Consider the following 13,343-nt stretch of genomic DNA (forward strand, 5'->3'; position numbering starts at 1 on the left):
GTTACAAAACTACACCATGCCGAAGGTTTCTGTATTGTAAAAATCCAACATATATTAGTGCTTTCTTTACTACTTTTGCTTCATGAAAAGATACGTACTACATACACCTTTCAGCATTTATCATTTTGAAGCGGCCACCTGGGTACACTCGGTGCATAAGCATACCTATTTTGAGATAATATTTATTCTGAAAGGCAACGGCATCCACAATATCAACGGCAATGAGTTCAGGTACATGGACGGAGATGTATTTCTTCTCGGGCCTGAAGATTATCATCATTTTGAAATCAATGAAATAACCGAGTTTTGTTTTATCCGTTTCAATGAGTCAATCTACAATACACCACATACCGAAGATAAAGACAGCACCTGGCAGCAGATACTGAAAACGCTGCTTTATACGTCGTCGCAGAGCCGGGGTACCATTGTACACGACAAACACGAAAGAGAGAAACTGCATAGCTTACTTAAACTGCTTGAAGAAGAAAACGAGCATGAGCAATCGCAGTACTTTGAGTTAATCAGAAACAACATTATGCGCAGTATGATGATCATCCTTGCCCGTAATCTGTTTGGACAGGCTTCGGCCAGCCCTGTGCTGAAAGACTCTGTAGAGGCAATTCTTACCTATATAAAAAAACATATCCATCAGCCGGCAGAACTAACCATTGAGCATCTGGCAGATGTATTTAATTATGCCCCTGATTACATCAGTATTTTTTTTAAAAAACATACCGGAGAATCGTTGAAACAATACATTACCAAATACAAAATGAAACTGATTGAAACCCGGTTGTTATTCAGTAGGCTGACCATCTCTGAAATTGCTGATGAGTTTGGCTATACCGACGAAAGCCACTTCTGCAAACAGTTTAAAAAGTTTACCGGCAGCACGCCAACGGCTTTCAGGAAGCGTGATTAAAGCCAAAGTATCTAAAAACTGCTGCACGTTTCTGAATTTTCCTTATCTTCGGATTCTTATTCCGTAACCGTAACGCACCAGTTCTTCCATGAGAAAATACTTTTTACTGCTATTGATATGCCTGTATAGTTCTTTTGCTTTTTCACAAAAACCCCAACCAAGTGCCGTTATTACTGATGTATTAGAAGAAATAAAAGCATTTCATAGACTTGAATCGGCCTCAGACTCGGTCAATTCACCTTTCCCGTTTGGCAGAAACCGCGAGGAAGACTTCCTTCGCCGTTATCTGTTTTTTAAAAAGGAAGCTGACAAGCTGAATGCCGTAAATGAACAAACACTTACTTTTGACGACCAGATAAACATAGCGTTGCTGAAATATCAGCTGAATGACGAACTGATTTCTTATCAATACAAAGAATACCTGAACCCCATACTGGCTGACGAGGGTTTTCATACCGGCATGGCAAGAATTGCGCCTGCTGCCTTTTCAACCAAAAAACAGGTTGAACATTATCTGACCAAACTGAAAGGGATACCGGGTTTTGTAGATGACAACCTGGCTTTAATAAGAAAAGGGCTTACATTGGGTATATCTCAACCCAGCATTGCGCTAAAGGGCTACGAAGCCACCTACAATGCCCATATTGTTGACAGCTACGAACAATCTGTTTTCTGGAAGCCGTTTTTAAAAAAACCGCAGTCTATCTCTGAGGCAGACTGGTTGCTACTACAAGCTGAGGCCAGAAAACAGATAGAACAAAGCGTAATACCGTCTTACATAAAAATCAGGACATTCTTTGAGAAAGAGTACCATCCTAAAACCAGAATCACGCTTGGTGCTTCGCATTTCCCGAACGGCCGGAAATACTATGCCGAAAAAGTAAAACACTATACCACCACCAATAAAACGCCTGATGAGATTTATGCCATTGGCATGCAGGAAGTAGAGCGCATCAGGAAAGAAATGCAGTTGGTATTGGACGAGGTAAACTTCAAAGGCTCAATTAAAGCATTTATTGATTACCTGCGCACCGAACCCAGGTTTTACCCTACTACGGGTGAGCAACTGCTTAAAGAAGCCTCTTATATTGCTAAAAAGATAGACGGAAAACTACCATTGCTTTTTGGTAAGCTGCCACGCCAGCCCTATGGAGTAGTACCCGTGCCCGACTACCTGGCACCTACCTACACAGCCGGGCGGTATAGTGGTGCCTCTATCCAATCAAAACAGGCAGGCAATTATTGGGTAAATACCTACAACCTGCCCAGCCGTACTTTATATACCCTTGAGGCCCTGACACTGCATGAGGCCGTACCGGGGCATCATTTGCAGATATCGCTGACACAGGAGCTGGACTACCTGCCGGATTTCAGACGAAACCTGTATGTGAATGCGTATGGCGAAGGATGGGGCTTGTACAGCGAATACCTGGGCTATGAACTGGGCCTTTACAAAGACCCGTACAGCAGGTTTGGCCGATTGACTTACGAAATGTGGCGTGCCTGCCGCCTGGTAATTGATGTGGGTATCCATGATAAAGACTGGACGCGTGACCAGGCGGTTAGTTTTCTGGCTGAAAACACGGCTCTTTCTTTACATGAAGTAAATACCGAAATCAACCGGTATATCTCCTGGCCGGGGCAGGCTCTGGCTTATAAAATCGGAGAAATAACCATTAAGAATCAGCGTAGCAAAGCAGAAGAGGCTCTGAAAGATAAATTTGATGTTCGGGTGTTTCATGACCTCATATTATCGCAGGGAACTGTAACCATGGCCATACTTGAAAAAATGGTTGATAAATACATTGCCGAAGAATTAGCCCGGCCGAACGGCTCAAAGTAACGTTGGGTCAGTTCTTTTCTTCGGTATCAATTTCAGCCAGATACTGTTCTTTCATCTGGTCATAGAACGAATGCTTGCTGACGAATGATGATACCAGATTGGCAGCCAGGCCGGCTATCATGAGATAAAATATGATACTCTCGGCGGTTGTCATTTCCAGTACCAGTATGGAAGATGTAAACGGGCTGCGTGTAACGCCGGTAAGAAAACTGACCATACCACACAGCACAATAAGATTGGCATTAGAACTAACCAGATGAAACCATTCGGCCACCCATGAACCCACACTGGCGCCTGCGCTCAGCGACGGGGCAAATACACCACCTGCACCGCCGTTGGTAAATGAAACCACCGGGCCGAAGAACCTCAATAAAGGCACGTACCACTCAAGATACTTGTTGTTGGTCAGCAACAGGGTTTGCATCAGTTCTTTGCCTGTGCCGAAGGTTTCAAAACTAATAAAAATACCCGCCGAGGCTATTACCAGACCTGCAACAATGCAATATAAAAATTTTGCCCGGTTGGTCTTCAAAGCCTTTTTCTTCTTCAGTATATACAAAATAATGCGGGTCATGGTGCAGCCAAGGTACCCCGAAAGCACCGCTGTAACAATAACCGGGAAGATAACCCACCATGCCAGATTATTTACCTTTGGATACCCCAGATACAAATACGGCCCCAGTATATTCAGGGCTGTTAGCCCGGCAATAATTACCCCTGTGAGCAAAGCCGACTTGAAATAACTGAAATGTGTTTTGGTAAGCTCTTCAATGGCAAATACAATGCCCCCAAGCGGCGTATTAAAAGCAGCCGCCAGGCCAGAGGCAGCTCCGGTAATGAGCATGTTTTTTTTAGAAACCTTGGGGTACCACTCCGGAAGCCAGTCATTGATTTTCTTAAATATAGAACCGGCTATCTGAATAGTAGGGCCTTCCCGACCCACAGCACCGCCGCCAAACACCATAATAAGGCTTGATACTATTTTTATCAGCAGTACACGGATACTCAATAAATTATTTACCAGCCCGTATTTTTTAGGGTTTGCCAGTTCAATGGCCGCACTCACCTGCGGAATACCACTACCTCGGGCAAAAGGGGCATATTTCTGAACCAGCCACCACGACACTATAAAGCACAGCGGCGTAACACCCATAAACACCCATTTATTGAGGTGAAAAAGATAGATCGTGCCTCGCTCGGCTATCATAAAAAGTTTGGCATAGATAACGGCCACCACACCTGTAATAAAGGCCCCTACCCAGAAAGGTATGGCATTGAGCAGATTCTGCTTTAACTTTTTATTGGCAATAGCATCTACCCTCGCCTTTAACAAGGCCTTTATTGCTTCTTTGGCTTTCTTTATCCTTCTGATAGTACTCAGATGTTTCCTGACAAATGTATATTTCATAACATCAAAGACTGTTGTAACTTGGCAATTCTAAAAGCCACCGGCTGGTGCAAAGTGCGGCCTTACACCCAATTAATGTCTTTCTTTAGCAGGCCAAGCGTTTGCGCCTCTGCGCTGTCCGGCTCGGGCTGGTAATCATACACCCAATTAGCTACAGGCGGCAGGCTCATTAAGATAGACTCCGTCCGGCCGTTGGTTTCCAGCCCGAATTTCGTACCTCTGTCCCAAACCAGATTAAACTCAACATATCGCCCCCGGCGTAGCATCTGCCAGTTGGTTTCACGTTCGCCATACGGCAGCAGATGGTTTTTTGCCATCAGGTGCGTATAAACAGGTGCAAAGCTCTCGCCTACCGACTGCACAAAGGCAAACAAATCTGCTTTGGCAGATTCATTGGCTGGCTTCAGGTAGTCAAAGAATATCCCACCCACACCGCGGGTTTCGTTTCTGTGAGGCAGATAAAAGTAGTTATCAGCCCATTCTTTATACTTAGGGTAGTACGCCGGGTTATGTTTATCGCAGGCGGCTTTCATTTGGGCATGAAACCAGCGTGCATCATCCTCAACCACATAATGGGGTGTCAGGTCAATACCACCACCAAACCAGCAGGTACCGTTGCTCAGTTCAAAATACCGCACGTTCATGTGTATAATAGGCACCATAGGGCTGACCGGATGCTGCACTACTGATACCCCTGTGGCAAAATAGTCTGACTTCTCCGATAACTTCAATTGCTTCTGTAATGCATCAGATACTTCACCGGATACAGCCGAGAAGTTCACCCCACCTTTGGCAATGATATAGCCGTTGGTTATTACCCTTGTGCGCCCGCCGCCGCCACTGTGGTGTTGCCATTGGTCTTCATGAAATCTGCCTTTGCCATCGGTATTTTCTATGGCAGTACATATCTGGTCTTGAAGGGTTCTGAAGTATTCGGCAATATTTTCTTTGGATAACATAAGATTCTTTTCAAATTTTGTGGCAATTTAGCGACACCGGTAGAGGTATCCATAATAATTTTTCTTTTTTATCAATTTATGCAGCTAAAAGGACTCACAGCCGTAGTAACCGGCGGAGCATCAGGTTTAGGCGAAGCCGTTGTCAGGCGGTTCGTAAAAGCAGGCGCTAATGCCGTAATAGCAGACCTGAACGAAGAGAAAGGCAAAGCGCTGGCAACCGACCTGGGCCGCAAGGCAAAGTTTGTAAAATGTGATGTTTCGTCAGAGAAAGATGCACAAAAAGTAATCACCCAGGCCATAGCCCGTTTCAAAGCCATCCATATTCTGGTAAATTGCGCGGGTATTGCTCCGCCTGCACGTACAGTTGGTAAAGAAGGGCCTCATTCGCTGGCGCATTTCCAGAAAATCATCAATATTAATCTGATAGGTTCATTCAATATGATACGTCTGGCTGCTTTTGAAATGACCCAAAACGAAGCCAATGACGGAGGCGAACGAGGTGTAATTATTAATACGGCTTCGGTAGCTGCTTATGACGGGCAAATCGGGCAGGCAGCCTATGCGGCCTCAAAGGGTGGCATCGTGTCTATGACCTTACCCATTGCCCGAGACTTATCCAGAAACGGTATCAGGGTAATGACCATTGCCCCGGGTATTTTTAAAACCCCGCTGATGGCCTCATTGCCCGAAGACGCGCAGCTGTCATTAGGCCAGCAGGTTCCGTTCCCGTCTCGGTTGGGCCAGCCGGATGAATACGCGCAGCTTGCCCAGCATATTGTAGAAAACACCATGCTGAACGGAGAAGTGATTCGCCTGGATGGCGCCATCAGAATGGCTCCCAGATAATTAGTACAACCAACCACCATTCAAAATAAAGCAGATACGCCCTTATGTTTTCTCTGAACAATATTATACGCCGGCATATTCTTACACTTGCCCCTTATTCATCAGCCCGTGACGAATACACCGGCAAAGAAGGTATCTTTCTTGATGCCAACGAAAACCCTTTCGGCTCGGTAATAGACGGAAATTATAACCGCTACCCGGACCCTCACCAGACAGACATAAAAGACAAACTGGCTGTGATTAAAGGCGTGCGACCAGGACAGATTTTTCTGGGCAACGGCTCTGACGAAGCCATTGATTTGCTGATTCGTGCTACCTGCGAGCCAAAGGAAGATAATATGCTGATAATGCCCCCAACCTATGGTATGTATAAGGTATGTGCCGATGTACAGAATACCCCGGTAATACAGGTGCCATTAACCACAGACTTCCAGATAAATACCGAAGCCGTACTGGCGGCGGTTACACCCCATACCAAACTGATATGGATTTGCTCGCCTAATAACCCATCGGGGAATCTGGTGAGCAGAGAGGCAGTTTTGGAGATTCTTGAAAAATTTACAACCGGGCTGGTAATAGTTGATGAAGCCTATATTGATTTTGCAGAGGCTGATTCTTTCACGAAATTGTTAGACAGCTACCCGAACCTGGTAGTATTGCAGACATTCTCTAAAGCATGGGGATTGGCCGCCTTACGCTTCGGGATGGCCTTTGCATCAGAAGACCTGATTAAGATTCTGAACAAAATCAAGTATCCGTATAACCTCAATGCCGTAACGCAATTGCTGATACTGGATGCCCTGAACAACGAAGATAAAAAGAACGCTTACGTACAGGATATCCTGAAAGCACGCCAGACACTGGCAGATATGCTGGGCACGCTGGCAATTGTAAAACACATTTACCCCTCAGACTCCAACCAGTTGCTGGTTAAGTTTGCAGATGCCAAAGCGGTTTTCGGATACCTGATTGACCGGAAGATTATCACCCGCGACCGCTCTAATGTACAGCTTTGTGAGGGATGTATCCGTATCTCGATAGGCACTGATGCCGAGAACGCCTCTTTGGTAGAAGCCCTGAAAGTCTACTGAAAATTATAAACAGCAAGCGCGGCCTTGTTAGCTTACAAAGGCCGCGCTTCTTTTTTATTCAAGCTGAATGTTCAAGCGGTAAAATCAGTTTTTATCCGGGCTTAGCCAGTCTTTTCTTAGCTTCAACTGGGCAGGCGTTGGGTTGTCGGCTGGTTTCAATACATTCTTTTCTACTACCTCTACCAGCATGGCCGGTGCCGACAGCTTCACTATTTCTTCTTTACCTTCGCTGTTTTTACGGGCTACTTCCATCACTACCGGGTCTCCTTCTTTGGTGTTGTTGCTGTAATCATCCAACAGGTGCTGCACTTTGGTTAATTCAAATGGCTGGCCGTTCAGCGAGATAATCTCATCATTCTGCTGATACCCCATTTTCTTGCCAAAATCGTTCATGTTGCTGGCATTGGCTATTTTTATGCGCTTGGTTGCCGCGCTATAGCCCAGGTTAATGCCACCAAGGCTGATTTTCTTCACGGTGGCCTCTGGCAAATAATCAATACCTACGCTCTTGAAAACATCAACCAATGGCAGTGGCTCGGGGCCTTCAACGTATTTGGTAAAAAACTCGCGGATTTCAGGATACGTCAATGCCGTTATTTTATCAAACAACTCATCATCTTTAAACGACTTGGTTTTACCGTAGGTCTTGGCCAGGTCACGCATCAGGTTTTGTGTGCCATACTTACCGTCTGATAACTGACGGAGTCTGATATCCAGACACAGCGCAATCAAGGCGCCTTTATTATATACGTTCTGATACTGGTTTTTGTATTTATCCAACACCTGCTTGCTCATTTCAGTAAACGGCAGTTTGTCGTTCATGCGCTTCATGAAATTGATTTTATCCTGCAGCATATCCAGATACTGCGGCATTTCAATCAATCCATACTTCATCTGCATGTGTCCGGCGGCATATTCGGTCGCTCCTTCATACATCCAGAGGTGTTTACTCATCTTCGGCTGGTTAAAATCAAAATCGCCGATTTCTTCTGAATGGATGCTCAAAGGCGTTATGATATGAAAAAACTCATGCGAAGCCACATCTTTTACTGTCTGCGAAAGCTCCTTCGAGGTACCTTCGGGCAGATAATAGAAAGACGAATACGAGTGTTCTAAGGCACCGTAGCTCATCAGATTCGGGTTATCTGACAGCACAATCAGGAACGCATATTTCTGAATCGGCAATTTGCCACCCAGGTAATCTTTCTGGGCATTCAGCAACGAGTTGATATTGGCCGCAATCTCTTTAGAATTAGCTTTTTTATTAGGCGAAAAAACCGACACCAGAATATCAGCGCCACCTACTTTCAGCACGGTGGTGTCCGGGCGGGTGTATAGTATCGGGGCATCAGACAAATCCATGTAGTTATCGGCCTCAAACACATCACGGTTGGCTGTGGTTGAAACAAAATTCATAGAAGTAGCGCCATAAAAGCCTTCAGGCTTGGTGAATGACACCCGGTAAGGCACTTTTGTTAAACCATTAAAATAACCAAAAAAGCAGAAAGTATTAATGGCAAATTTTTTGTTGGCATCAATATCGCTACCGGCAGGCTCAAATATTTTTTCACCTTTAATTTCGGGCGAATCCCAGGTATCATCAATTTTATAGCTGATTCTATGCAGGTCTTTGGCATTTTTGATGGTCCAGCTGTTTACATCTGCCTTAGTAACCGGCAGCGTATCGCCCTTGGCATTATACGCCTTAAAACCAGACACATAACGGCCAAAATCATAATTGGCATAAGTACCCGGCACAATTTTAGGCAGAAAATACGTAATCTGGTCGGCATTGATTTTAGGCGCCACCAGCGAAACCTCCAGTTTATCGTTCTGCACTTTGGTTAAATCAACCGAAAACTGATACAGATTATTTTTTTGTGTTGATGAGGTACTCACCGTGGCGCTTCTGGTACAGGCGGCCATAACGGCCATTGCCAGAAGCATACAAGCAATTCTTTTCATAAATAATTGATTATAATTTGTCTAATAAACTCAGATGGATTGTAAACGTACAAAGTTATTAATTCGTATGACACCAAAAAACATACCGAAGAGGAATTTTACCGCCTGTATCTAGTGGTGTCAGACACCATACCTGTGCTGCAAACCATTGATGCACGGCAAATAAGTAAAAAAAAACGAGTGCATCATCACCCATTATGGGGGATATTTCGTTTTTTAGCAAAACGTTGGAACATGATTTCAGGAATTGCCATACCTGGCCATAAAAGGGTATCATTCCTCAACCTTAAACCGGAAAAAAGATGGAACTGGAGTTTTCAATTGTTGATGTGTTTGCCGAGCAAAAATATCAGGGTAATCAGTTGGCTGTATTCCGCAATGCCGGAGAACTGACAGACGAGCAAATGCTGAAAATTGCCAGGGAAATCAATTTTCAGGAAACCACCTTTATTCTTTCTGATGAACCCTCAGACGGTGGCTATAACGTTCGGATTTTTACGCCCGAATATGAAGTACCCTTTGCAGGCCACCCTACCCTGGGTACGGCATTTGTGTTGATGGGCGATACCGAGTCTGCAATAACCTTACACCTGAAAATAGGTAAAGTGCCTGTAAAACCAGCCGATGGAATACTCTGGCTTGAATTGAACAACCCTGTTTTTGGTGAAACCCTCTACACAGACCTGCCGCCTCTGCTGGGCATTGAACCCACCGATGTTGACGATACCCTGCCTGTTCAGCTGGTTTCAACCGGTTTGCCTTATCTGATTGTTCCGCTAAAAACCCTGAAAGCCGTGCAGCAGGTAAAACCAGAGGCCGCCGCCATTACCCAATGGCTTATTGACAACCAGCTGCATAAAAGTAATTCGGCCGATGGCCTTACCACTGCTTTCTTTGTGTTCTCGCCAGAAACACACGCAGAGGTAAATCATGTGCATGCCCGGATGCTCTGCCTCGAAAACCAGAAAATAATAGAAGATGCCGCCACCGGCAGCGCCAACAGTTGCCTGCTGGCCTATTTGCTTAAGCATGAGCTGCCGGTTATTCATAAACTGGTAGAACAGGGGTACGAGATAAACCGCCCCTCGTTAATCAGTATTAAAGGCGAGCGAACCGGCAACGAAAAGTATAAATTGCAGGTAGGGGGCAAAGCGCAGCTGGTTGCACAGGGCAAATGGTTTGTGTAACCGCATAATTTTACGATTTTTGCATAAAAAAGCGCAATACCCTTACAAAACTTAACCTGACACATGGCTAAGAATACATTCAGAACTAAAACTCCGGCCCCTAAAAAATCAAAAGCTGCGGCCAGGCCCCGGCTCGCCTCCGTATGGGTAAGGCTGAAACGTACGCTGGTCAGGTTTGTTATCTTTTTCTTTGTTTCAAGCATCAGTGCCGTAGTGTTTTTCAAGTTTGTACCTGTGCCTTTTACGGCTACCATGCTGACAAGAAAAATAGAAGCCATTGCCGAAGGAAAAGACAGCGAGATACATTACCAGTGGGTTTCGTATGACAAAATATCAAAAGAAATGCCCCTGGCGGTGGTGGCTGCCGAAGACCAGCTTTTCCCTGACCATTACGGGTTTGATTTCGGGTCGATGAAAACCGCCTTTAACCGTAACCTGAAAGGCCGGAAGATACGCGGCGCCAGCACGATTTCGCAACAGGTGGCCAAAAACGTTTTTCTTTGGCAAACCCGCAGCTACATCCGCAAAGCCATTGAGGTATATTTTACGGTACTGATAGAGCTTATCTGGGGCAAACAGCGTATTCTGGAGGTGTATCTGAATGTAGCAGAAATGGGCGACAGGACATTTGGCGTTGAAGCGGCCTCTAACCGGTATTTTAATAAATCTGCCAAAAATATCAGCCGAGAACAGGCCGCACGGATAGCAGCCGTATTGCCCAGCCCCAGGAAATGGTCAATTCAGAATCCGGGGCCTTATGTGGCTCGCCGAACAAGTCAAATTACCCGGCAAATGCGGGCTTTGGGTGGGCCATCTTATCTGAAAGACCTACGCCAGTTTTGATATAAGTCTGCATCAGCGGCCACAGCAGCTCGCACTATTCGCACGCTTGTGCGAGGTGTGCGAGGTGTGCGATTTGTGCGATTTGTGCGATTTGTGCGATTTGTGCGATTTGTGCGATTTGTGCGATTCCGCACTTTCCGCACCAGAGTACAGAAAGTGCGGAAAGTGTGGTAATGGTTTTCTGAACAAAGGCTACTCACTCTAATCTTTAATAATTATATTATTTATTTTGATTATTAATTATTGATAATCAAATAGTTACAAAAAAAGCACCCAATTCAGTTTAATTCATTTTATTTATCTAATTAAGAAATTATAATCGTACCAATCGCACTTTCCGCACTTTAGTGCGATTAGTGCGATTGGTGCGGTTGGTGCGAATCCGTACCAACCGTACTTTCCGTACCAACCGTACTTTCCGTACCAGAGTACGGTTGGTACGGTTATCGGCTTTCAATACAGAATCTATCTTCAATAATATTATAGATAAATTAATTAATATATTGATTATCAATTAATTACAAATATTAATATTGATTTATGATGTAGTGCCTCGTACTACTCGTACCAGAGTACGAATGGTACGAATGGTACGAATCGCACTTTCCGCACTTTAGTGCGATTAGTGCGATTGGTGCGATTAGTGCGGTTGGTACGGTTATCGGCTTTCAATACAGAATCTATCTTCAATAATATCATAGATATAATATTTAATATATAGATATAATATTTAATATATTGATTATCAATTAATTATAAATACCTATATTGATTGATGATGTAGTGCCTCGTACTACTCGTACCAGAGTACGAATGGTACGAATCGCACTTTCCGCACTTTAGTGCGATTAGTGCGATTGGTGCGAATCCGTACCAACCGTACTTTCCGTACTTTCCGTACCAGAGTACGGTTGGTACGGTTATTGGCTTCCAATACAGAATCTATCTTCAATAATATTATAGATAAATTAATTAATATATTGATTATCAATTAATTATAAAAATATCAATCTATTTGATGAAGAAATAAGGGTCGTACCAACTCGCACTACTCGCACTCTTGTGCGAGGTGTGCGAATCCGTACCAACCGTACTTTCCGTACTTTCCGTACCAGAGTACGGTTGGTACGGTTATTGGCTTTCAATACAGAATCTATCTTCAATAATATCATAGATATAATATTTAATATATTGATTATCAATTAATTATAAATATCTATATTGATTGATGATGTAGTGCCTCGTACTACTCGTACCAGAGTACGAATGGTACGAATCGCACTTTCCGCACTTTAGTGCGATTTGTGCGATTAGTGCGATTGGTGCGAATCCGTACCAACCGTACTTTCCGTACCAGAGTACGGTTGGTACGGTTATTGGCTTCCAATACAGAATCTATCTTCAATAATATTATAGATAAATTAATTAATATATTGATTATCAATTAATTATAAATATTTATATTGATTAATGATGTAGTGCCTCGTACTACTCGCACTACTCGTACTCTTGTGCGAGTAGTGCGAGGTGTGCGAATCCACACTTTCCGCACTTTCCACACTTTCCACACTTTAGTACAGAAAGTGCGGAAAGTACAGGTCTAAGTAAATTACGCTGGTGGCTAATACTGGTTTCAATCGCTTTAGTGGCTCACCCCTACTTCACCCCAAAAGCTACCTCGGTGTTTGCCCATGTCAGGGTTACTGAGTGCTTGTTCACTGCATACCACAGCTTTTCGCTGAATGCCTTTGCTTGCTTAGGCTTTACAGTTACACGCAGGGCATCCTGTGCGGCATCATACTTAAAGGCCCCCCATTGGTTAGGCACTTTGTTAAATATGATGGTCCATTCGTTGGCACCGGGTATGGCAAAGAAACCATATTTGCCAGCCGGAAGCGTCTTGCCCTCAATGGTTACATCTTTAGCAAACGCAATGGTTGTGGCCTCATTGGCACCTGCACGCCATACTTCACCATAAGGCACCAGCTTACCCCAAATCTCGCGGCCTTTTACTGAGGGCTGGCCATAATTAATAGTTATGCTATTACCGTTGATAATGCCTGATGCCATAACCGGCGGCGACGGACGTTTGGCTTTGTCGTCCTGCGCAGAGGCAGCAAATGTAAGAAATAAGAAGGCGAAAAAAACTGCTGCCAGCACCCCTGTTTTTGTGTTCTTTTGCATAGCTTTGTTAGTGTTTTAGAATTTAATTACTGATTCACCGAATCGACCTGACAATTTATGAAGCCTCTGCCACCGGTTCTATTCATAGCCTTTTC

10 protein-coding genes are annotated in these 13,343 nt (G+C 44.3%); 6 read left to right on the plus strand and 4 right to left on the minus strand.

The window, feature by feature from the left end:
• Positions 1-82: 82 nt before the first annotated feature.
• Together C0V77_RS16045 and C0V77_RS16050 are read left to right on the plus strand one after the other, a co-directional pair.
• The gene (locus C0V77_RS16045; protein WP_101727360.1) at positions 83-922 is read left to right on the plus strand and encodes an AraC family transcriptional regulator; all 840 of its coding nucleotides are present in this window, start codon (positions 83-85) and stop codon (positions 920-922) included.
• An 88-nt stretch (positions 923-1,010) separates the two neighbouring features.
• Positions 1,011-2,765 (plus strand): DUF885 family protein, encoded by a 1,755-nt coding sequence (locus C0V77_RS16050; RefSeq protein WP_101727361.1) that lies wholly within the window; start codon positions 1,011-1,013, stop codon positions 2,763-2,765.
• 7 nt (positions 2,766-2,772) lie between these two features.
• On the opposite strand, the gene C0V77_RS16055 is transcribed toward C0V77_RS16050, so the two are convergent.
• Both C0V77_RS16055 and hemF read right to left on the minus strand, forming a co-directional pair.
• Positions 2,773-4,173, minus strand: coding sequence for a chloride channel protein (locus tag C0V77_RS16055; RefSeq protein ID WP_101727362.1), 1,401 nt, complete (start codon positions 4,171-4,173; stop codon positions 2,773-2,775).
• Between the two features lie 62 nt (positions 4,174-4,235).
• Complete coding sequence (gene hemF, locus C0V77_RS16060; RefSeq protein ID WP_101727363.1) at positions 4,236-5,132, minus strand: oxygen-dependent coproporphyrinogen oxidase; 897 nt, start codon at positions 5,130-5,132, stop codon at positions 4,236-4,238.
• A 78-nt stretch (positions 5,133-5,210) separates the two neighbouring features.
• Here hemF and C0V77_RS16065 point away from each other — a divergent pair, with 78 nt between their 5' ends.
• Positions 5,211-5,978: a 3-hydroxyacyl-CoA dehydrogenase gene (locus tag C0V77_RS16065; protein ID WP_101727364.1), complete on the plus strand. Its 768-nt coding sequence runs from the start codon at positions 5,211-5,213 to the stop codon at positions 5,976-5,978.
• Positions 5,979-6,022: 44 nt separating this feature from the next.
• Entirely contained in the window at positions 6,023-7,069 is a 1,047-nt protein-coding gene (gene hisC / locus C0V77_RS16070; RefSeq protein WP_101727365.1) for a histidinol-phosphate transaminase, read from the plus strand.
• Positions 7,070-7,153: 84 nt separating this feature from the next.
• Here hisC and C0V77_RS16075 read toward each other — a convergent pair whose 3' ends face one another.
• Positions 7,154-9,034, minus strand: a complete 1,881-nt coding sequence (locus C0V77_RS16075; RefSeq protein WP_101727366.1) for a peptidase M61 — start codon at positions 9,032-9,034, stop codon at positions 7,154-7,156.
• Between the two features lie 302 nt (positions 9,035-9,336).
• On the opposite strand from C0V77_RS16075, the gene C0V77_RS16085 reads away from it, so the two are divergent.
• Positions 9,337-10,221: a PhzF family phenazine biosynthesis protein gene (locus C0V77_RS16085; protein ID WP_101727368.1), complete on the plus strand. Its 885-nt coding sequence runs from the start codon at positions 9,337-9,339 to the stop codon at positions 10,219-10,221.
• A gap of 63 nt (positions 10,222-10,284) precedes the next feature.
• A complete protein-coding gene (mtgA, locus tag C0V77_RS16090) occupies positions 10,285-11,064 on the plus strand; it encodes a monofunctional biosynthetic peptidoglycan transglycosylase (RefSeq protein WP_101727369.1) in 780 nt (259 codons plus the stop codon).
• Positions 11,065-12,720: 1,656 nt separating this feature from the next.
• Here the strand turns inward: mtgA and C0V77_RS16095 are convergent.
• Positions 12,721-13,248, minus strand: a complete 528-nt coding sequence (locus tag C0V77_RS16095) for a DUF2911 domain-containing protein (protein ID WP_101727370.1) — start codon at positions 13,246-13,248, stop codon at positions 12,721-12,723.
• Between the last annotated feature and the right edge of the window lie 95 nt (positions 13,249-13,343).

This window comes from Emticicia sp. TH156 (assembly GCF_002855535.1).
Taxonomy (GTDB): domain Bacteria; phylum Bacteroidota; class Bacteroidia; order Cytophagales; family Spirosomataceae; genus Emticicia; species Emticicia fluvialis.

Excerpts from the sequence above, each read along its gene's own strand:
- C0V77_RS16095 (WP_101727370.1), bottom strand. The coding sequence starts at position 13,248 with ATGCAAAAGAACACAAAAACAGGGGTGCTGGCAGCAGTTTTTTTCGCC.
- hisC (WP_101727365.1), top strand. The coding sequence starts at position 6,023 with ATGTTTTCTCTGAACAATATTATACGCCGGCATATTCTTACACTTGCC.
- C0V77_RS16045 (WP_101727360.1), top strand. The coding sequence starts at position 83 with ATGAAAAGATACGTACTACATACACCTTTCAGCATTTATCATTTTGAA.
- C0V77_RS16065 (WP_101727364.1), top strand. The coding sequence starts at position 5,211 with ATGCAGCTAAAAGGACTCACAGCCGTAGTAACCGGCGGAGCATCAGGT.
- C0V77_RS16075 (WP_101727366.1), bottom strand. The coding sequence starts at position 9,034 with ATGAAAAGAATTGCTTGTATGCTTCTGGCAATGGCCGTTATGGCCGCC.
- C0V77_RS16050 (WP_101727361.1), top strand. The coding sequence starts at position 1,011 with ATGAGAAAATACTTTTTACTGCTATTGATATGCCTGTATAGTTCTTTT.
- C0V77_RS16055 (WP_101727362.1), bottom strand. The coding sequence starts at position 4,173 with ATGAAATATACATTTGTCAGGAAACATCTGAGTACTATCAGAAGGATA.
- C0V77_RS16085 (WP_101727368.1), top strand. The coding sequence starts at position 9,337 with ATGGAACTGGAGTTTTCAATTGTTGATGTGTTTGCCGAGCAAAAATAT.
- mtgA (WP_101727369.1), top strand. The coding sequence starts at position 10,285 with ATGGCTAAGAATACATTCAGAACTAAAACTCCGGCCCCTAAAAAATCA.
- hemF (WP_101727363.1), bottom strand. The coding sequence starts at position 5,132 with ATGTTATCCAAAGAAAATATTGCCGAATACTTCAGAACCCTTCAAGAC.